Source organism: Arthrobacter sp. G.S.26 (assembly GCF_050847375.1).
In the GTDB taxonomy this organism is placed as follows: domain Bacteria; phylum Actinomycetota; class Actinomycetes; order Actinomycetales; family Micrococcaceae; genus Arthrobacter.
In genome coordinates this window covers 3,374,341-3,394,954 of the sequence record NZ_CP193752.1, presented here as the reverse complement: position 1 = coordinate 3,394,954, position 20,614 = coordinate 3,374,341, and the positions used below count along the sequence as shown (strand labels likewise).

14 protein-coding genes are annotated in these 20,614 nt (G+C 66.6%); 10 read left to right on the top strand and 4 right to left on the bottom strand.

What is annotated here, in order from left to right; genetic code table 11:
• Positions 1 to 251: 251 nt before the first annotated feature.
• Entirely contained in the window at positions 252 to 1,610 is a 1,359-nt protein-coding gene (locus tag ACRB8A_RS15605) for an ABC transporter substrate-binding protein (RefSeq protein ID WP_050684360.1), read from the top strand.
• 143 nt (positions 1,611 to 1,753) lie between these two features.
• Here the strand turns inward: ACRB8A_RS15605 and ACRB8A_RS15600 are convergent, their stop codons facing one another.
• Complete coding sequence (locus tag ACRB8A_RS15600; RefSeq protein ID WP_432245065.1) at positions 1,754 to 3,499, bottom strand: DUF222 domain-containing protein; 1,746 nt, start codon at positions 3,497 to 3,499, stop codon at positions 1,754 to 1,756.
• Between the two features lie 163 nt (positions 3,500 to 3,662).
• Between ACRB8A_RS15600 and ACRB8A_RS15595 the strand changes: the two genes are divergently transcribed.
• A complete protein-coding gene (locus tag ACRB8A_RS15595; protein WP_056597397.1) occupies positions 3,663 to 4,250 on the top strand; it encodes a DinB family protein in 588 nt (195 codons plus the stop codon).
• Between the two features lie 12 nt (positions 4,251 to 4,262).
• Here ACRB8A_RS15595 and ACRB8A_RS15590 read toward each other — a convergent pair whose 3' ends face one another.
• Positions 4,263 to 6,278: a beta-galactosidase gene (locus ACRB8A_RS15590; protein ID WP_432245064.1), complete on the bottom strand. Its 2,016-nt coding sequence runs from the start codon at positions 6,276 to 6,278 to the stop codon at positions 4,263 to 4,265.
• A 176-nt stretch (positions 6,279 to 6,454) separates the two neighbouring features.
• Between ACRB8A_RS15590 and ACRB8A_RS15585 the strand changes: the two genes are divergently transcribed.
• From ACRB8A_RS15585 to ACRB8A_RS15560, 6 genes are all read left to right on the top strand, one after another.
• Entirely contained in the window at positions 6,455 to 7,744 is a 1,290-nt protein-coding gene (locus tag ACRB8A_RS15585; protein WP_285240393.1) for an ABC transporter substrate-binding protein, read from the top strand.
• 30 nt (positions 7,745 to 7,774) lie between these two features.
• Positions 7,775 to 8,728: a carbohydrate ABC transporter permease gene (locus ACRB8A_RS15580; protein ID WP_050686766.1), complete on the top strand. Its 954-nt coding sequence runs from the start codon at positions 7,775 to 7,777 to the stop codon at positions 8,726 to 8,728.
• Complete coding sequence (locus ACRB8A_RS15575) at positions 8,725 to 9,642, top strand: carbohydrate ABC transporter permease (RefSeq protein ID WP_050686764.1); 918 nt, start codon at positions 8,725 to 8,727, stop codon at positions 9,640 to 9,642. The genes ACRB8A_RS15580 and ACRB8A_RS15575 overlap by 4 nt, the downstream gene beginning before the upstream one ends.
• A gap of 11 nt (positions 9,643 to 9,653) precedes the next feature.
• Positions 9,654 to 10,283 carry a hypothetical protein gene (locus ACRB8A_RS15570; RefSeq protein ID WP_050686761.1) on the top strand — a complete coding sequence of 210 codons (630 nt, stop codon included), beginning with the start codon at positions 9,654 to 9,656 and terminating at the stop codon, positions 10,281 to 10,283.
• Positions 10,284 to 10,485: 202 nt separating this feature from the next.
• A complete protein-coding gene (locus ACRB8A_RS15565) occupies positions 10,486 to 11,658 on the top strand; it encodes an MFS transporter (RefSeq protein WP_432246054.1) in 1,173 nt (390 codons plus the stop codon).
• Positions 11,659 to 11,763: 105 nt separating this feature from the next.
• Positions 11,764 to 13,050 carry an ABC transporter substrate-binding protein gene (locus ACRB8A_RS15560; RefSeq protein ID WP_285240396.1) on the top strand — a complete coding sequence of 429 codons (1,287 nt, stop codon included), beginning with the start codon at positions 11,764 to 11,766 and terminating at the stop codon, positions 13,048 to 13,050.
• 107 nt (positions 13,051 to 13,157) lie between these two features.
• Here ACRB8A_RS15560 and ACRB8A_RS15555 read toward each other — a convergent pair whose 3' ends face one another.
• Both ACRB8A_RS15555 and ACRB8A_RS15550 read right to left on the bottom strand, forming a co-directional pair.
• Complete coding sequence (locus ACRB8A_RS15555) at positions 13,158 to 16,565, bottom strand: family 78 glycoside hydrolase catalytic domain (RefSeq protein ID WP_432245063.1); 3,408 nt, start codon at positions 16,563 to 16,565, stop codon at positions 13,158 to 13,160.
• Positions 16,565 to 17,779, bottom strand: a complete 1,215-nt coding sequence (locus ACRB8A_RS15550; protein WP_432245062.1) for a Gfo/Idh/MocA family protein — start codon at positions 17,777 to 17,779, stop codon at positions 16,565 to 16,567. The genes ACRB8A_RS15555 and ACRB8A_RS15550 overlap by 1 nt, the downstream gene beginning before the upstream one ends.
• 239 nt (positions 17,780 to 18,018) lie before the next feature.
• Between ACRB8A_RS15550 and ACRB8A_RS15545 the strand changes: the two genes are divergently transcribed.
• Both ACRB8A_RS15545 and ACRB8A_RS15540 read left to right on the top strand, forming a co-directional pair.
• Positions 18,019 to 18,741 carry a YesL family protein gene (locus tag ACRB8A_RS15545; protein WP_432245061.1) on the top strand — a complete coding sequence of 241 codons (723 nt, stop codon included), beginning with the start codon at positions 18,019 to 18,021 and terminating at the stop codon, positions 18,739 to 18,741.
• Positions 18,742 to 19,028: 287 nt separating this feature from the next.
• A complete protein-coding gene (locus ACRB8A_RS15540; protein WP_056596495.1) occupies positions 19,029 to 20,558 on the top strand; it encodes an extracellular solute-binding protein in 1,530 nt (509 codons plus the stop codon).
• The last annotated feature ends 56 nt before the right edge of the window (positions 20,559 to 20,614 follow it).

Below are 20,614 nucleotides of genomic sequence, written 5' to 3'. Positions count from 1 at the left end.
GCAAGCGGGCGGCCCGTCGATCCGGCGGGCCGTCCGCTTGTCCGCTGTCCGGATGACGCCGCTCCCGGGACTTTCCGGTCGCGTTACCGGGCTGCCGGGCCGGCCGGAAAATTGCCGTGAAAACGTCTTGTAATACAAGTTAGCCACTTGTACTATTAGGTCCAGTAAACGTTTTCGCAGTAACCCGGCGGCTCACGCCCAACATCCCGCATCCATCCCCAGCACCAGATCAACGAAGATCGGAGTTACCAGTGCAGCTCTTTTCCCGCACTGCGCCGGCCGCCAAAAAGGCAGCAGCCGCACCATCCCACGGCGCTCCCCGCCGAATCCGCAAGACGGCCCTGGTGGCCGCGGCCGCAGCCGCCGTCATGGCGCTCAGTGCCTGCGGCGGAGGCTCGGCACCGCAAAGTGCCGACGGAACCGTGGAACTTCGGTTCTCCTGGTGGGGCGGCGACAAGCGTGCCCAGCTGACTCAGGACGCGATCGCCAAGTTCGAAGCCGAAAACCCCAAGATCAAGATCAAGCCCGAATACGGCGACTGGAGCGGATACTGGGACAAGCTGGCCACCCAGGTGGCAGCGAACGACGCCCCGGACATCATCCAGATGGACGAAAAGTACATCACGGAGTACTCCAGCCGCGGCGCCCTGCTTGACCTGTCCAAGTACGACATCGACACTGCCAAGCTTGATGAGGCAGCCCTCAACGCAGGCAAGAGCGAAGACGGCCTGACCGGCATCGCCGCCGGCATCAACGCCGCCACCATCCTGGCCAACCCCAAGGTCTTCGAAGCCGCCGGCGTTGCCCTGCCGGATGATGCCACCTGGACCTGGGCCGACTTTGAGCGCATCGCGGCTGAGATCACGGAGAAGTCGCCCAAGGGCACCTACGGCGCTGCGGCCTACGGCACCGACGAAGCGTCGCTGGGTGTCTGGCTCCGCCAGGACGGAAAATCCCTTTACACGTCCGACGGCAAGCTGGGGTTTGAACCCCAGGACATTGCACAATGGTGGGCTTTCCTGAAGGACATGAGCAAAAAGAAGGCTGTCCCTTCAGCCTCCGAGGTAGTCGAAGCCGAAGCTGCGGCCCTGGACCAGAGCGGCCTCGCCACTGGCAAAAACGGCATGGCCTTCTGGTGGTCCAACCAGGCCCCGGCTTTGGAAAAGGCTTCGGGCAGCGACCTGAAGATCCTGCGCTTCCCCACCAACACCGGTAAGGCCGACGACGCCGGCCTCTGGTACAAGGCATCCCAGTTCTGGTCCGCGTCCTCGCGGACCAAGCACCCTGAAGAGACCGCCAAGTTCATCAACTTCCTGGCCAACAACGTCAAGGCCGGCGAATCGCTCCTGGCCGACCGCGGCGTCTACCCCAACACCGACGTCCGGGCAGCAATCGAGCCCAAGCTGACGCCTGCCGACGTCAAGGTGGTCAAGTTCATCGACCAGATCAAGGACGAGCTGGGCGAGGCTCCGGCACCGCCGCCGAAGGGCGCCGGCGCCATCCAGGAGATCATCAAGCGCTACACCTCGGAGGTCCTCTTCGAACGGTTGTCCCCTGAGGACGCCGGCAAGAAGGCATCCGACGAAATGAAGTCAGCCATCAGCAACTAGGTTTCAGTTACAACACCCCGGCCCCGGCAGGAACTCCACGGTTCCTGCCGGGGCCGGGGTGTTTTGCGTCGTTTCTGATCGGATGCCGCCTGCCGCGCTTCGGGTTTCAGCCATGACGCCAGGCCGCTCCGATCGATGCGGGTTTATGTCTGGTGGTGGTTTCGCTGTGGCTTTTGGCGCGGGTCAATGTGCGGTGGCGGAATGAACCAGGGGACGCCGTTTGTGACGTGTACCTGCCATTGCTCCTTGTGGATGAGGTGGTGGTGGCTGGTGCAGAGAAGGGTGCCGTTATCGGTGTTGGTGGGTCCACCGTGTGACCAGTAGGAAATGTGGTGGGCTTCGCACCAGGGGGCGGGGATGGTGCAGTTGGGGAAGGCGCAGCCGTGGTCGCGGGCGGTGATGGCTTTGCGGATGTGGGGTGGGAAAATCCGGGTGGTCCGGCCGATGTCGAGGATGCGTCCTGCGCTGCCGAGGAGGATGGGGATGATGTCGGCGTCGCAGGCGATTTCGCGGACGGTCGCAGGGGTGACGGGTCCAGTGAACGCAAACGATCCGGCGCCCGGGATGCTACCGGGGTCCGGGACCGGGCGGCCGCCGGTTGTGGACGTGCCATAGCCGTAACGGGGTCCTTTGGCGGTGGTTTGTTCCAGACGGTTCAGGAGGTCACGGTAATCGATGGTGACCAGGACCTGGGGGCGGAGTCCTCCGGCGCTGGGGAGGTTGCCGGAGGTGAGGGCTGTTTTACAGGCCCCGACCAGGCCGTCGAGGAGTTGCTGGGCGCGGGTCCGCCGGTCCAGGTTGAGATCCGGGTCCACAGTGGCTGTGGCCGAACCGGTATGTCCGGGTTCACTGCCGATACCCGCGTTCCCAGCGTCGTATGCCCCATCGGAGTTGTTTGCGTTGGTGGTCCTGGGGTTGGTGGCCGTACTCATGGCGGTGAGGAGACATTCGTATTGGGCGGGTGTGGCGAAAATATCCAGGCGGTTCAGTCCACGGCGGGCGGGCCGGATGAAGACTCCTTGCCGCTGGCGCAGCTCGTGTTCACTGGGTTCGGTGCCGTCGGCGTCGATCGCTTCGGTCCAGTGCCGGGCGATGCGGGCCAGGAAGTCGGCGTCGTTGTTGGCGGCTGCCTGCGTGAGGGCGTGCTCCATCCGGGTGGTCACGTCTTCGGTGACATGGTGGCTGACGTGGTCCAGGGCCAGGGTAATGATGGTCGCAGGGCGGGAGGCGACGGACCCGGTGGTAAGGGCGGCAGCGAGCTGCGGGCGTGCCGGTGCTTGGGTGTAGCCGGTGAGCCCCGACTGGGGCAGGACCGCGGCGGCAAGACTTATACGACGATGTGCTTCGGCGACGGGAATCCGGAGCCGGACGCGGAGGAACTCGGCGGTGTTCTTACACCCGTCATCAGCCGGTGAACCCATGGCCCTATCGGGGGAGGCCTGGGCTGTGGCGGCAGTAAATGCTGCGTCGCCCAGGCCGGCAGGGTCGGGACTGCCATGGGGCCAGGATGGGTCGCTCCCAGCAACGTCAGCGGAGCTGCCGGTGGTGTTGTCCCAGCCGGTGATCCAGGTCCGGCCCGTCCCGGTGCGGCTGGCGTCTGCGATGGCCTGCGCGCGCGTGCGGTCCACGGCGGAGGCGGCGAGGATCTGCACGTACTCCAGAGTCCGGGATATCTCCTCAATCTGGCTTGCGTATTCGGCTGCCTCGGCGAAGGTGGCAAGTGCCAGCTGGCCCGGCCCAGCCGCGGCGACCGCCTGCAGCGCAGTGAGCGCTTTTGCGACGCCGGCCTCATCCGTGCTGCAGGAGGAGCTCCCTAAAGTCGGACCAGCGCCGCACGGAAGCGCGGCGTTTGCGCCGTGCCCTGTGTGCTGAACCTTGGAAGCGTCCATAAGAAAATTCTCTCAAGGGGGTACGACATTTAAGGGCCTGCCCGGGCGCCGGGCAGTCACGGTGCCGGCGCGGCGCTCCGTTTTTCCCGGCGCAAGGCACGGCAGAATTTCCACGCCGCGCAGAAGCTGCCAATCGGACCCTGTTGCCGGTAGCGTGCAGGACATGGACCACAAGGAGACCCTCCACAGCTACCTGCGGATCCGGCGGCAGGATCTGCTGGGCAAGCTGGACGGCCTGGACGAGTACGACATCCGCAGGCCACTGACCCCCACCGGTACCAACCTGCTGGGACTGGTGAAGCACGTGGCCAGTGTCCAGCTGGGCTACTTCGGCGAAGTGTTTGGCCGGCCGAGCGGACGCCACCTTCCCAGCCTGGACGATGACGCGGCCCCGGACTCGGACATGTGGGCCACCGCCGCGGAGAGCCGGGACGACATCGTTGAGCTGCATCACTTTTCCGCCGGGCACGCGGACGCCACCATCGAGGCGCTGCCCCTGGACGCCGCGGGCGCCGTCCCGTGGTGGCCAGTCGAGCGCAGGGCCGTGACATTGCACCGGATCCTGGTCCACCTGTGCGTGGAGACCGCCCAACACACCGGCCACGCCGACATCCTCCGTGAACTGATTGACGGCCAGGCCGGCTTCCGGCCGGGCGATCCCAACCTCACCGACCGTGGTGCGGACGGCTGGGCGGAGCACCATGCCCGAGTGGAAGCCGCGGCCAGGGCGGCGTCCAAAACGCAGCCCTGACCGGCCCCCGGCTCAGTCCTCCGCGATGACCGCCACCAGCCCGGCCCCCACGGAACCGGCGAAAGCCTCGCCGGTCAGCACATCCGTGCCGGCAGCCCGGACGCTGGCTGCCTCCCGGGTGTGGTTGATGGCGAAAAGGTAGCTGCTGCCGTCCGCCGCGCGGCGCCGGGTCAACTCCACGCCGGGGTCGGCGGCGGCCACCGGGCCAACCCCGGATTCGGCAAGCAGCCTGTCCACCACGGACTCGATGCCCTCCGGGCCGGGGAACGTGGCGAGGTACCACGCAGCGCCGTCGCCAACTGCGTGCCGGGTCAGGGCGGGAACCCCTTCGAGCGGGTATTCCGTGAAGGACCGGATGGCCTCCGCGCCGGTGAGGTGGACGTGTTCGCTCCAGACGGCGGCAACGGTGCCGTCGTCCAGCTTCAGCGCGCACCCGGCCAGCAGCGGGTGGAATTCCTCCACGCGGATGCCCAGCAGGTCCCGGAAGGCGCCGGGGTAGCCGCCCAGCCGGACGTGGTCCGAGCCGTCCACAATGCCGCTGAAGTAGCTGACCAGCACGGTGGCGCCGGCCGCCGCAGCAGCAGCAACCGAGGCCGCGGCTTCGTCGCTGACGGCGTAGAGCGTGCAGACGAGCACCAGGTCGTAGCCGGCCAGGGAAGCCGACGGGTGCACGATGTCAACGGAGACGCCCCGCAGGAACAGGGACCGGTGGAAGGCGCGCAGCACATCCAGGTACTTCACGTCCTGGCTGGGCTTGGAATCTATTTCGCTGGCCCACCAGGCCTCGTAATCAAAGACAATGGCCGCCCGCGATTCCACCCGGGAACCACGCACGGGCGCCAGCCGCTGCAGCGCGCCGCCGAGTTCCACCACCTCGCGCCACACCCGGGTGTCCCGGCCGGCGTGCGGGACCATGGCCGAATGGAACTTCTCGGAGCCGGCAAAGCTCTGCCGCCACTGGAAGAACATCACGGCGTCCGCGCCCCGGGCCACGTGCGCCAGCGAGTTGCGGAGCATTTCACCGGGCATCTTGGGCTGGTTGCGCGGCTGCCAGTTAACGGCCGACGTCGAATGTTCCATCAGGATCCACGGGTCGCCGCCCGCAATTCCCCGGGTGAGGTCCGCGCTGAACGCCAGTTCGATGTGCCGTTCGGGGTCGGCCGCCACCAGGTAGTGGTCGTTGGCGATGACGTCCAGGTCCTTGGCCCAGTCGAAGTAGTCCATGGATTTGGTGGCGCTGGACGCCATGAGGTTGGTGGTGCAGGGGACCGCGGGCGTGATCTCCCGCAGGACCGCCACGAGGTCGCGGTAATAGTCCATCAGCGCCCACGAGTTGAAGCGCTGGAAGTCGAGCTGCTGGCCGGGGTTCAGGGTGCTGGGCGCGGCGGACGGCGGCAGGATCTCGTCGAACGCGCCGTAGTTCTGGCTCCAGAACGCGGTACCCCAGGCGGCGTTCAACGCGCCGATATCGCCGTAGCGCCGTTCCAGCCACACGCGGAACGCCGCTGCGTCTTCCGGGCCGTAGAACTCAGAGACGTGGCAGCCCAGTTCGTTGTCCACATGCCAGAGCGCCAGGGCGGGGTGGTCCTTGTAGCGTTCGGCCAGTTTGCGGGTGATCCCGGTGGCGTAGCGGCGATACGCGGCCGACGACGGGGTGTAGTGCCGCCGTGAGCCCGGTCCCAGCACGGTACCGTCAGCCGTCACCGGGAGGATTTCCGGATGTTTGCGGACCAGCCAGGCCGGCGGCGCCGCCGTGGCGGTGGCCAGGGCCACCTTCACGCCGATGCCCGCCAGGTTGTCCAGCACCTCATCCAGCCAGCCGAAGTCGTAGGTGCCTTCGCTGGGTTCCAGCAGCGCCCACGAAAAGATGCCGACGCTGAGGAAGTTCACGCCGGCTTCCTGCATCAGCTCAAGGTCTTCCAGGCGCACGCTGGTGGGCCACTGCTCAGGGTTGTAATCGCCGCCGAAGCCGATACCGTCCACGTTGTTCCACACGCTTGCCGGGCCGATGGGTTCCTGCGCTGTCATGGGACTCCTTTGTCTGCTGAAGGGCCGGAATTTGGTAGGACATCTGATCATTGGAAAACGCTTGCCCAAATTCCGGAATAGGGATATTGTATCGTTTCAGAAGCCGTGTAAGCCAGCTCACTGCCCGTGTTGTGGTGAGACCGAAGGTATTGCACACATCGAGCAAGGAGGCTCCCGTGATCAACAGAAGGCACTTCATCACCACCGTCGCCGTCGGCACCGCATCTGCCGCGGCACTGGCTGCGTGTGGAACAGGATCCAGCAGCTCCGGTGAAACCGGTTCAGCGGAAAAACCCGTCACCATCAACTACACCTGGTGGGGCAACGACGACCGCGCCGAGCGCACCCGCAAGGCCATTGCCTTGTTTGAGTCCAAAAACGCGGACATCAAGGTCAACGGCAACTTCACCGACTTCGCCGGCTACTGGCAGAAGCGTGCCACCGAAGCTGCCGGCGGCGGCCTGCCGGACGTGATGCAGTGGGACCTGTCCTACCTGCGGGACTACGGCCAGCGCAACCAGCTCCTGGACCTCAGCACCGTGAAGATCAACACGGACGCCTTCGAGAAGTCCCTGCTGCCGTCGGGCCAGATCAAGGGCAAGACCTTCGGCATCCCCACCAGCACCAACGCCTTCGCCGTTTACTACGACCCCGCCAAGCTGGCTTCACTGGGCATCGCCGAACCGGATGGCAGCTGGACCTACAAGGAATTCAACGAATTCCTTGTCTCCGTGGGCAGCAAGAGCAACGGGGCCCTCTTCGGCAGCACCGACTACACCGGCGTCTGGTGGATGTTCAACGTCTGGCTGCGCCAGAACAACATCGAAGCCTTCACGTCGGAGGGCAAGCTCGGCTTCAGTAAAGACGACCTGAAGAAGTGGTGGAACCTCACCGCCGACCTGCGCGGCACCCCCGCCATCATTTCCGAAGAGCGGGTCACCCAGCTGGCACCCAAGTCACCGTTCGGATCCAACGTCACGGCCACGGAGGTCACGTGGGACAACTTCATGGCGGGCTACCTCGGTGACAGCGGCGCCAAGGAACTCAAGCTTGTGCCGGTTCCGTCGGACGACAAGGACAACCTGGGCCTGTTCCTGAAGCCCTCCATGCTGATGGTTGCCAGCGCCAAGACCAAATACAAGGACGCGGCAGCCCGCTTTATCGACTTTATGGTCAATGACCCCGAGGTGGGCCAGATCTTCAAGACCTCCCGCGGCGTTCCGGCGTCCAAGACCCAGCGGGACGGAACCACCTTCGAAGGAACCGACAAGGTGGTGGTGGACTACGAAACCTCCATCGCGCAGTACCTCAAGGACGCTCCCGAGCCCCCGATCGTGGGCTTCGGCACGCTTGAAACCTCTTTCAAGCGGGTTGCCTCGGACCTGAACTACGGCAAGCTCGACATCAACGGTGCCGCCGATGCCTGGTTCAAGGAAGCCGAAGACCTCATCAAGCAGAATGCCTGATCCAGGCTTCATGACTGACGGACTGAACTCGTGACTCAAAGCCCAACCCTGAGCAGGCGTTCAGCGACGTCCGCTTCCTCGCTGCCGCGCAAGTCGCGGCAGCGAGGGGTGGACGCCCGCGCCGGCTATACGTTCCTCTTGCCCTGGCTGCTGGGATTCATTGTCCTGACCCTTGGACCGATGGTTTCCTCGCTGTACCTCTCCTTCACCAACTACAACCTGTTCGACCCGCCCAAGTGGATCGGGCTGGACAACTACGCCACCATGTTCCAGGATGAACGGTTTATGCAGTCCGTGGGCGTGACCGTGGGCTACGTGGTTTTCGGTACCCCGCTCAAGCTCGCCGCCGCCCTGGCCGTGGCGATGCTGCTCAACAGCGCCCGCATGGGCCAGGGCTTCTACCGGTCCGCGTTCTACGCCCCGTCCCTGATCGGCGCGTCCGTGTCCATCGCCATTGTCTGGAAGGCAATGTTCGGGGACTCCGGCCCCGTGGACCAGGGCCTGTCCTTCTTCGGCATCAACCTGGGCGGCTGGGTGGGCAACCCCACCATGACCATGCCGATGTTCATCCTGCTGACCGTGTGGCAGTTCGGCGCCCCGATGGTGATCTTCCTCGCCGGGCTCAAGCAGATCCCCGCGGACCTCTACGAAGCCGCGTCCATGGACGGTGCCGGCCCGGTGCGTAAGTTCTTCAACATCACCTGGCCCATGCTCTCCCCGGTGGTCTTCTTCAACCTGCTGATGGAAACCATCCACGCGTTCCAGATCTTCAGCTCGGCGTACATCATTTCCAACGGTGAAGGCGGCCCCGCCGGTTCCACCCTCTTCTACACCCTCTACCTGTACCTGCGCGGCTTCTCCGACTTCCGGATGGGTTACGCCTCGGCGATGGCCTGGCTGCTCCTGATCGTTGTGGGCATCATTACCCTGATCATCTTCCGCACGTCCAAGTCCTGGGTCCACTACAGCGGGGACGCAAAATGACAACCACGGCAACCCCCACCCATTCCACACCCGACGCCCAGGTACCCCAGTACAACCCCAAATCCGAGTCCACGGGCGCCAAGCGGGTCAAAAGCACCCTCTTCCACATCGTGGCCCTGGCACTCACGGCTGTGGTCCTGTACCCGGCGTTGTGGATGGTGGCGTCCTCCTTCAAGCCGAACTCCGAGATCGGCGGCACCAACACCTCGCTGTGGTCCAGCAACTTCAGCATGGACAACTTCGTTACGGCGATGGACGGGATCGGCGGGGTCAGCACCCTGCAGTTCTTCACCAACTCCCTGATCCTGGCCGTCGGCGCCGTCGTCGGCACCGTCCTCTCAGCCAGCGTTTCGGCATACGCCTTCGCACGGATCAAGTTCCCCGGCCGCAGCGTGTTCTTCGGCATGATGATCGCCACCTTGCTCCTGCCCTTCCACGTGGTGATCATTCCGCAGTACATCATCTTCAACCAGCTGGGCCTGGTGGACACCTACGTCCCCCTGCTGATCGGCAAGTTCCTCGCCGCTGACGCGTTCTTTGTGTTCCTGATGGTCCAGTTCATGCGCAACCTCCCGGCAGAACTGGACGAGGCAGCACGCATCGACGGTGCCGGCCACGTGCGGATCTTCACCTCGATCATGCTTCCGCTGATGAAACCGGCGCTGATTTCGACGTCGATCTTCTCCTTCATCTGGAGCTGGAACGACTTCCTGGGCCCCCTGCTGTACCTGAACACCCCGGACAAGTACCCGCTTCCGCTGGCGCTGCGGCTCTTTGTGGACCAGACCCAGTCCTCCGACTACGGCGCCATGATCGCCATGTCCGTCCTGGCGCTGCTGCCGGTGCTGATCTTCTTCCTGATCTTCCAGCGGTACATTGTTGAAGGCGTCTCCACCCAGGGCCTCAAAGGCTGACGGAGCAGGAAATGAGCATCATGGACAGCACCACACCCGTACCGGGCCGGCCGGAGCCCCTCCCGGTGAACCGCTTCGCGCTGTTTTCCGAAACCCTGCTGGCGGGGGTGCTGGTGCTGGTGCTGTCCATTCCGCTGGTCACCATCCCCGCAGCCTATGCCGCCGGCATCGCCCACCTGGAACGCCACCTCTCGGGCCGCGACGATTCCGTCCGGAGCCTTTGGGGAACGTTCCGGGCGGCGCTGCCCGGCAGCTGGAAACTGGGAATCACGACGGCGGCCGCCGCCGTCGTGATTATCCTCAACCTTCTCCTCGCCTGGGTGGGCCAGCTGCCGGGCCGGGAAGTGGTGCTTCCCGCCACCCTGGTCCTGGCCACCTGCGCCACCATTTTGCTGCTGCGCACCGCGTCCGCCTGGTCCGACTTCGCCGGGGACCGGGCCGATGCCAGGGGAACCTGGCAGTCCGCGCTGGCCGCTGCGCAGTCGATCTCCCTCCGGGACTGGACCGGCTCGGTCCTGCTGGCCGTGGCGATCTTCGGTTCCGTGGTGTTTGTCTGGATGCTGGTGGCCCTGTTTGTGGTGGTCCCCGGCATGCTGGTCCTCGCTTCCGCTGCCGTGAAAATCCGTTCAGCCCGCGCCTGAAGCACCCGCGGGGCCCATTCCGGCGGCCCGCCCTGTTTTAATGCCCATCACTACCGAGTTGAGCGACGTGTCCCCCGAGCAGCACCCCGCCGAATGCTCCAGCTCCGCCAACCCCCGGACCCGTTCCGGCCCGCTGCCCGCCGCGGGCCAGCTGCGCTGGTACCACCCGCTGCTGCGGCACAACTACCGGCTTTACCTGGGCATGCAGCTGGCAGGCAGCGTGGGAGTCTGGATGCAGCGGCTGGCCCAGGACTGGCTGGTGCTGCAGCTGACCGGCAGTCCCGCGGCGGTGGGCGTGGCCGTGGCGCTGCAGTTCCTGCCCATGCTGATTGTGGGTCCGCTGGCCGGACTGGTGGTGGACCTGTTCCCGAAGCGCAGGATCATGATGGTGTGCCAGTCGGTCATCATCCTCCTGGCACTGGGCCTGGCGGCGTGGGTCGCCTCCGGCTCCATCACAGTTTGGGCGGTGTACGCCAGCTGCGTGGCGCTGGGCATCACCGCGGCGGTTGACCAGCCTGCCCGCCAGGTTTTTGTCAACGAGGTGGTGGGGGACGCGGCGCTGCGGCCGGCGATCGGGCTCAACAACGCCCTGGGCCAGCTGGGCGCCATGGCCGGGCCGGCACTGAGCGGAATCCTGATTGCCCAGGCCGGATCCGCAGCGGCCTTTGCCGCCAACGCCCTGATCGGGGTGCTGGTGCTGGGCCTGATTGCGGCCATGCGCAGCGCTGAGCTGCACCCCGGCACTCCTGCGGTGCGGGGCCGAGGCCAGCTCCTGGCCGGTTTCAGCTACGTGCGGGACCGGCCCAGGCTGCTGCTCACCATCCTGCTGGCCGGCCTGCTGGGTGCGTTTGGAATGAACGGTCCGGTGGTGCTGGCTGCCTTCGCGGAACGCGTCTGGCACAACGGGGTGGCAGGCTTTGGCCTGTTCAACACCGTCAGCGCCGTGGGCGCCCTTGCCGGCGCGCTGCTCGCCGCGAGGCTGGGACGGATGGGCCGGAAGGGCATCGTGGCCGCCGCCGCAGGCTTTGGCATCGCCCAGGCTGCTGCGGCATTGATGCCCACCGTGGAGACGTTTATGGTGATGCTGGTGGTGGTGGGGCTGATGACCCTGCTGTTCCTGACCAGCGCAGCCACCGCCGTCCAACTCGAGGCCGGGCCGGCTGTCCGCGGGCGGGTCATGGCCCTGTATCTGCCGTTGCTGATGGGCGGGCACGCCCTGGGTGGACTGCTGGCCGGCTGGCTGACGGAACAGTTCGGCGTCCGGACCGGGCTGGTGGTGACGGGCGCACTTTGTGTGGTGTCCGCCGTCGTGATTGGCCTGCTCCTGTGGCTCCACGGCCGTCGCGTGCGGGTCCGCAGCACCGCCGGTGATTGAAAAAGTAAGATTCTGTGAGGTCTTGACGCGTAATTCACATCACACTTAGTCTGGTTCGGAAAGCGGTTTCTATGGACGCTCCACTGCCAGAACAGAGGATGAACAATGATGTTTCGCGCCAAAAAGCCCGCCCTTCCCGCAACAGCGGCCCTGCTCACGGCGGTGGTCCTGGCCGTCTCGGGTTGTGGGGGTGCGCCGGCGGACCAGGATGGGCCGGTCACGCTGCGGTTCAGCTGGTGGGGTTCGGACACCCGCCATAAGCTCACCGAGAAGCTGATTGCTGCCTTCGAGGCTGAAAACCCCAACATTAAGGTGAAGGGGGAGTATGGCGACTGGAGTGGTTACTGGGACAAGCTGGCCACGCAGGTGGCCTCCCAGGATGCGCCGGACGTCATCCAGATGGACGCCGCCTATCTGGGCGAGTACTCCGGGCGCGGTGCCCTGCTGGAGCTCAAGGACGTGGATCTGTCCAAATTCGACCAGCCCGTGGCGGATTCCGGCAAGGTGGACGGCAAGCAGTATGCCGTGACCAGCGGCGTGAACGCCATGGTGGTGCTGGCCAACCCGGCCCTGGTTGCCGCCAGCGGTGTCGCACTGCCGGATGACAAGACCTGGACCTGGGACGACCTCGATTCCACGGCTGCGGACATCACCAAGGCCAGCGCTGACGGCGTATACGGAACCGGGCAGGTCAACAGCGACGCCGCTGCCAACCTGTGGTTCCGGCAGCACGGCAAGTCCCTGTTCACCAGCGACGGCAAACTCGGCTTTGACGAGGCAGCCCTGACGGAGTGGTACGAGTACCAGGCCAGGATGCGCGATTCGAAAGCTGTTCCGCCCGCTTCCATCATTACCGAGGATGCCAGCGCCTCAATTGACCAGCAGGGCCTGGCCACCGGACGGTTCGTGATGAACATGTACTGGTCCAACCAGCTGGGTGCGCTCAGCAAGGCATCCGGGCAGGACCTGGCCATCCTCCGGCCGCCAAGCGTTGCCGGCAAGGCCGCGGAAGCCCAGCAGTTTTACAAGTCGTCCATGTTCTGGTCCGCCAGCTCCAGGACAAAGCACCCGGCCGAGGCGCAGAAGTTCATCGACTTCGTCACCAACAACGCTGCCGCCGGTGACATCGGGCTTGCAGACCGGGGCATTCCGGCCAACTCCGACATCAGGGCAGCCGTGGCCGACAAGCTGACCCCGGCCGATGCCAAGACGGCCAAATTCATCGACGAGATCTCCAGTGAGCTGGGCGGTGCGGTCCCCGTGCCGCCGGCCGGTGGCAGCGCCGCCGTCGAGGCCCTGACCCGCTACTCCCTGGAAGTCCACTTCAGCCGGTTGTCACCGGCGGAGGCCGCGAAGCGGGCCCTTTCGGAAGCGCAGAGCGCGCTCCTCTAGGCGGCCGCCCACCTACCCACCCCGCGAGATGGCACTTGGCGGCAGTCGCGGTGCCGAACATTGCCGCGAAGTGCCATCTCGCGCAAGGGTCTGTTGGGAGCGGATGCTTATCCTGTTGTGGGCGTGAACACCCAAGCGCCCGGGTGGACCCGGAAGTCCCGGGTGGATCCGGCATTGCCTTCGTCTTCCGGGCCGGAGCGCACGACGGCGGCCGCCGCCCCCGGGCCTTCGACCTTGTAGGTGCCGGCCGGCAGGCGGACGGCAGCGGTGACGCCGGCCGGAACCGTAAGTTCCAGGTGCATCAGCCCGCCGGCCCGTCGCCAGGCCACGGCGATGTTTCCGCTGGCCACCGGGACTGAACCGTGGGCGTGCGCCAACCGGCACAGCGGCGGCTCCACCAGGACCTCGCTGCCGCAGGGCACCGTGAAGCGGACGCCCAGCAGGTGCTCCAGGATTTCCTTGACCACGGAGGCCGACCAGGCGTGCGACTGGCTGTAGTCGGTGCCCTCAACCAGGTCCCAGGCTTCCCAGGTGAACGAGGCGCCGCGCTCCAGCAACGCAGCCCACCCTGGCTGGTCCTTGGTTGTCAGGAGGTCAAGGACCGCATCCGTCAGGCCCGCCGCCAGCAACGCCCGCACCAGCCGGTGCACCGTGAGCGGGCCCTGTTGCATCCCCATCCCAGCTGCCCGGCGGGCATCGCCGGCTGCATGCGCCGGGTCCGTGATGCCCAGCGAGAGCGGGAAGGACGTTGCATGCTGGGAGGCGTTGGAGCTGGGTGTGCCGTCGGCGTGCAGTCCGTCCACCATCACGCCGTCCACCCGCAGCAGGGTACGGATGGAGTGCCCAAGGGTGCGTGCAGCCGCTGCATACCGGATGCCTGCTTCCTCCTGGCCGGCGGCGGCGCAGAGTCCGGCCGTGGCCAGCAGCGCCGAATAGGCCTGGGCGTTGACGGTGGTCTTGGCGGCACAGGCCATGTCGTACCCGAACCGGCCGGGCTCCGGCCAGTCAACGATGCCGTGCAGGTAGGGCCCGGAGCCGCCGCCCAGTTCGGTGACCAGTCCCGCCGTCGGCCCTTCCGTGGCGAGGTGGCGCATTGCGTAGTCCGCGGTGTCGCGCAGGTGCGGCAGCAGATCCCCGACCAAGGCAGTGTCACCGGTCCGGTGATGGTATTCGGCCGTCCATTCCGGCAGCATCAGGGAGAAATCCGGGATGTCCCGCTTCCCGTCGCCGTTGGGATAGACGGCGTTGTAGCGGCCGCGCTCGGCCGGGTCCTGCCAGTACCGGGCCGCGGACCAGCCGAACTCCCGAAGCGCCTGGGCGGTGTAGGCGTGTTCGCCGAACAGGGCCATGGTGGCGTAGGAGATATTGACCGCATCGGCCAGGAATTGGCCCTTTTCGCGGGTGGGGGTGTCGACGAACTGTTCCTGCACGCCGTACAGCGCCGAGTCGCGCAGCAGCCCGAACACGGCATCCAGCGTGGCATCCGAGCTGCCGAAGCTGCCCATTTCCGGGTGCCGGGCATGCACCACAACGGCACCCATCCGGGTCACGTCGCTGGCATCCACGCCGGGAAGCTCGAGGTACCGGAAGCCCAGGTGCACGGCGGCCCGGAAGCGTTGCGGCCCCGCCGCCTGGGTGTAGGGGAAGGACATGTCCGTGTTTTGGCTGGCTGTTTTGCCGGCATCCACGCGGCCGTCCGGCCGCAGGGTGTAGCCGGCCCGGATCAGGACCGTCCGGCCCGGGACGCCGGCGCGGAAAACGACTTCCGGCCGGCCGGGCAGGACCTGGCCGAAATCAGCCACCAGCGTGCCGTCCTCGGCCCGCAGGAAAGCCTGCGGCGCCACGAAGTCCTCGGCCATCGACGTCCGCCGGGGGTGCAGCAGGGGAAAGTCCGCCACCGGGTGCCTGCCCAGGCTGATGGCGTGTGGAAGGTCCGTGATGGCGGGCGGCGCCGCTGCTGCCAGGCCGTCCAGGTGCTCCACGGGGTCGCCCTCATCGTTGCGGTAACCAGCCTGCCGGTAGGGCGCTTCGCCCGCGTGCCAGTCCGGCCCGGAGCCGAAGACCTCGCGCCGGCCGTCGTTGTAGTCCACGCTGAGCCGGACCAGCAGGCCGGGCAGGCCCGCCGCCCGGCCCTGGCCCGGGCCGTACCAGTGCAGCACGGCAGTGAGCGGAACCGGGATGCCCGTGGGCTGCGCGGCGAGCAGGGCCGTGACGTCTGCCGCATCATAGTAGCCCTCGCCGGGGTAGCCGAACGAGGTGCTGGACAGCGCGGGCACGCCGGCCAGGGCGAGCTGCGCGTGATGGTTGGCGGCCATAAACAGCCGGGCCCGCCGGACGGTGCCGGTCAGCGGGAGATCCTTACGGAAGATCGTCCACTCGTCCGGCTGCCGGTGTGCCGTGGTGTGCGGCCAGTGGGCCAGGCACGCGGCGGCGTGGTTTTCGGTGCCGTCGAACCGGTGGTCCAGCAGCAGGGCATCCTGTGGGGCGGTCTTTCCGGCCGGCGCTGCCGCTGCGGATCCGGTGATGCGCAGCGAGGCGTACTCCGCCTGGCTGCGCGGGCCCTGATGCAGGGCCAGCCGGCCGTACGGCCTGAACGCGGGGGAGTCCGGCCCCGGGTGGGGTGCCGCGCCGTTCGCGGCGGGTGCTGCCGGGGCTCCTTCGGAGGTCTGCACCGCCAGCAATTCTTCGCCGTCCAGGGCCGCGGTGACGGTGGTTCCGTCGTCCGAGACCACGAGGTTGTGCCAGGACCCGGCATACAGGTCCTTGCCGGGCAGCCGGGCCTGATGGACCTTGCCCCGGGTTGCGGCTTGAGCCGTGGCCAGGACCTGGGTTTCCGGCGTGCCGGGGGCCGGGATTTCCCAGTCCGGGGCATGCCGGAGGACCAGGGTGCCCGCCGAATTCAGTTCCAGCAGCAGGCCGGTGCCCGGGCCGGAGCTGCGCAGGATGATCCCGGCCCAGCCCATGGCCGGCCGGAGCCGGGCCGCCAGGCGGAAGCTGCGGACCGGCGGGACCGGAACCGGAAGGAACGGCGTGCCGGCCACACGCAATGCGCCGGCCAGGATGGCTGCCGGAACGCGGCCGCCGGGCGCGCGCCGGAGCCATTCGGCGTCCCAGCCGTCCGCGGCGGGCCCCGTGGTGAACGCAGTCGGGCCGCTCCAATCACCAGGGATGCCCGCTGCGTCCAGCACCTGGACCTGCCACGCGTAGTCCGTATCGCCGTCGAGGTCCGGCCCGCCGTACGGAACACCCCGGTGGCCGGCTGCCGGGACGGTGCCCGAGCGCCACAGCACCGCTCCCTGCCCATCCTGCACAACAATCCGGTAGCCGGTTTGGCGGGCCAGCGCGGGATCCGCCCCGGCTGGTTGATCGAACTGCCAGCTGAATGCCGGGCGCAGCGACGCCGTCAGGCACCCTGTCAGCCCATCGGTGAGCAGGCCAACGGCGAGAAGGTGGCCTGCACCGCCGTCGGCCGGGTCTTCATCCAACCCTGCCAGCGGTCCCTCCGTCGCAGGCATCAGGCGGGCAGGGTAAAAGCGGTGGGAGCGGTGCTTGCCCAAGGCAGCCCCAGTTCCCTGAAGGTGGCATGCCGGCTGGTTGCCTGCTCCAGGGCTTCCTCGATGCCCGTCACCACGGCGTGGGCCGCGTCGGCGTCACCGACCCATTGGACGTATGCGCCATCGATCGGCGCGGGCAGCGGGGCGGTCCGGATGGCCTCGAGCACCAGCATAAAGGCGCCGCTGTCCAGCAAGGGGCTGATCAGCCGCTCGCCGTTGCGGCGGTGGGCCAGGAGGTTGCCGGTCAGGTCATCGCGGCCGAAGGTTTCCTCCGTGGTGCCGGCGGCCGTCCGGACGGTCAGCCGGTCCTCGGTGTAGTGGAAGACCGCGGTCCCGGCGGAACCGTGCAGCGTCACATAAGGCTCCACCGACTCCGCCGCGCACAGGGTCAGGGCGCACGTGATGGGCAGCCCGGCCGCGGTGCGGATGCGGATGACGGACGTATCATCCGATTCGATGCTGTTGGCCCGGTACAGCTCCGTTTCCACCGACACGACATCGGCAGTGGTGCGGGCGCCGGCGATCCGGAGGGCCGTGGCCACCGCATGGGCCAGGGGGTTGGTGGCGACGCCGTCCACCACATCCACCCCGTCGATGCTGCGCTTGCCGGCCCAGCGGGAGCGCTTGTAGTAGGCCTTGTCCCGAACCCAGCGGCCAGTGGCTGAGATGCCCTGCAGGGTGCCGATGGTGCCGGCGGCCAGCAGTTCCCCGATGGCCCCGAGTGCATGGGAGCCGAGGCTTTGGAAGCCGATCTGGACGCTCCGGCCACTGGCTGCCGCGGCGTCGGCCAGCCGGTTGAAGTCCGCCAGGGACGCCACGGGCGGCTTCTCCAGGTACAGATCGGCGGACGTGGTGAGCGCGGCAAGGCCCAGCGGCGCGTGGGTCTGGATGGGGGTGGCCACGATGATCAGGTCCAGGTCCTGCGTGCCGGCCAGCAGCTCCGCCAAGCCCGGAAATACAGCCGCCGACGGCGGGACGGAACCTTCGGCGGGTGGCTGCGGATCAGCCACCGCCACCAGGTCAACCTCACCCGCCGCTGCCAGCCGCTCCAGGTTGCGGAGGTGGTGCGTGCCGAACCCGTGCACCCCCACCAACGCGACCCGCGCGGCAGGAGCGGCCAGGGGTCCGCCTTCCGGGTCGGCTTTCGGGGACAGTGTTCCGGCGGGCGTGCCCATGGTTCTCCAGTTCCGCCCCCGTTCCGGGGCAAGGTGATGGTGCCGGCCACGATGCCAGCAAGCGCTTTCCACGTTCAAGTGTGCGCCATGCCCGGCCGGACCGTCCAGCTCTGTAACGATTCAAACCGAGGCTTGACGTTACTGCCGGCAAGGGTCTACATTTTCGAGAAACCGATTACTTACGTGACGTGGACCACGCAAGCCCACAATTCTGCAACGATGGAGAAGGGAGTTGAGCCATGCTGTCTGGAACCTTCAGCGCCCGGGCCTACTCGTTCTTTGACACCCTGCTGTGGATCGCCTGCCTGAACCTGCTGTGGATCGTCTTCGCCCTGCTGGGTCTCGGCATCCTGGGAACAGGCCCGGCCACGGCCTCGGCGCAGATCCTGGTGCGCAAGCGGTCCAGGGGTGAGGCCGCACCCCTGCTGCGTGGCTTTGTGGCCGGCTACTTCCGCAACTTCGTCCGGGCCAACGCCCTGGCGCTGCCGCTGATGGGAGTGTCACTGGCGCTGTTCCTGAACTGGAACTGGTTCGCCGGAGCAGCCGGGGTTCTTGCCGAGGTTATGGCAGCCCTGATCTTTGTGCTGGCCCTCGTTTTTGCCGGCATCGCCTGCCATGTGTTCCCCATGTATGCGCGGTACCAGCTGCCGCTGGCGCAGTACCTGCTGATGTCATCACGTTTTGCGGCCCGGCACCTGGCCGGCACCGTGATCCTGCTTTTCGTCTCTGCGGCAGTGTTTTTTGCCAGCAGCAGCCTGCCTGGCCTGATTCCGTTCTTCAGCATCGGCGCCTGGCTGTACATCACCGGCTGGCTCTGCGACCGGTTCTTTACGGCCAACGATGAATCGGTGGCCGACGCCGGGGGAGCAACCGCCACCCCGGCACCTGAACCGGCGGCTGCGGCCACCCTGGTGCCCGGGGCCACGCCGGGCCGGGTCCTGCAGGGGACTACTCCCACCTGAGATCCCGGCGCACGCGGGCCGGTGGTCCGGTGCTGCCAGCAGCCGGCCCGCTTGGCCATCGTGCCCGCCCTTGCCCTTGCCCTTGCCCTCATCCGTCCCATCCCGCCCTGCCCTGGCTGACCTTTGCCGCGCAGCCGGCCGGCCCAACCCGGTCGCCGCCCAAACCGGCCACCGCCCAAACCGGCCACCGCCCAAACCGGCCACCGCAAAACTGAAACGTATCAACCCAGCACGCCTTACTGAACTGACCCGCACAAGAACCCCGAAGAAGTGGAAAAGGAACAATCATGATCCGTAGGAAACTGACCCTGGCCGCCGCCGTCGTCACCGTTGCCGCCGTCTCCCTCACCGCCTGCAGCGGCGGCGAAACGCCCGCCGCAGACCTCACCAGCGTGTCCATCATGGCCCCGTTCCTCGAAGCGCAGCCGCCCGGCGCGGATGGTGCCGTGCAGAAGAAGCTTGAGGAGCTGACCGGCAAGGACATCAACATCACCTGGACGCCCAACGCCTCCTACGAGGACAAAACCAACATCACCCTGGCGTCCTCCGAGATCCCGCAGGTCATGGTCATCCAGGGCAAAACGCCCGGGTTCGTCAAAAACGCCGAGGCCGGCGCCTTCTGGGACCTCACCGACAAGCTGGCTGCCTACCCCAACCTGAAGACCACGTTCCCGGACATCCAGCAGAACGCCAGCATCAACGGCAAGGTCTACGGCGTCTACCGCGGCCGCGCCCCGATGCGCGCCGCCGTGATGTTCCGCCAGGACTGGCTGGACAAGCTGGGCCTCCAGCCGCCCAAAACCACCGAAGACCTGTACAAGGTGGCCAAGGCCTTCACCGAACAGGACCCGGACGGCAACGGCCAGAACGACACCTGGGGCATCACCATCCCCAAGTGGGGCGCCCTGGGCACCAACAGTCCGTACGACATCATCGAGGAATGGTACGGCGCCGGGAACCGCTGGACCGAGAAGGACGGCAAGCTGATCCCCAGCTTCGAAACCGACGAATTCCTTGAAGCCAACAGGTTCGTCAAAAAAATGGTGGATGAAAAGCTCATCAACCCGGATTTCGCCACCTTTGATGGCACCAAATGGAACGAACCGTTCTTCAACGGCAAGGGCGGCATCATTGTCGACGTCGACTCCAGGGTCAGCGTGCTGGTGACCCTCTTCAAGCAGGCCGACCCCAACAACTTTGAAAACAAGGTGGGCTTCGTGGGGAACCTTGAGGGTCCCGACGGCGAGCTCCACGCCCACCCCTCGGACGGGTACTCGGGCTTCCTGGCCATCCCCAAGACCAGCGTCCGGACCGAAGCGGAACTGACCAAGGTCCTGGAATTCCTCAACACCATGAACGGCAAGGACGTCGCAGTCCTGCTCAACAACGGCATTGAGGGCGTCAACTTCGCCCTGGAAGACGGCAAGGCTGCCACCATCAAGCCTGAAACGGAGGAAGGCAAGGCGGTCAGCACGGATATCAAGAGCTTCGCGCAGCTGGGCATGAACGTGGCCGGCAACACCTTCTACCCGGTCAAGCAGCCCACCGACTACGAGCAGCAGGTCTTCGACAAGCGCACCGAGGTCATGGCCGAGGACCTCAAGAGCGCCGTCTACAACCCGGCAGCACCGTTTGTATCCGCCACCTACGTGGCCAAGGGCGCCCAGTTGGACAACATCGTCTCCGACGCGCGGATCAAGTACCTCGCAGGCCAGACCGATGAGCAGGGGCTGAAGGACGCCATCAAGCTCTGGAACACCAGCGGCGGCGACAAGGTCAAGGACGAGATCAACAAGCTCTGGCAGGACAACAAGTAACAGCCAGTTCCTCCGGGGGCCGGGGCCGGCACTGACGTGCGGTCCCGGCCCGGCCT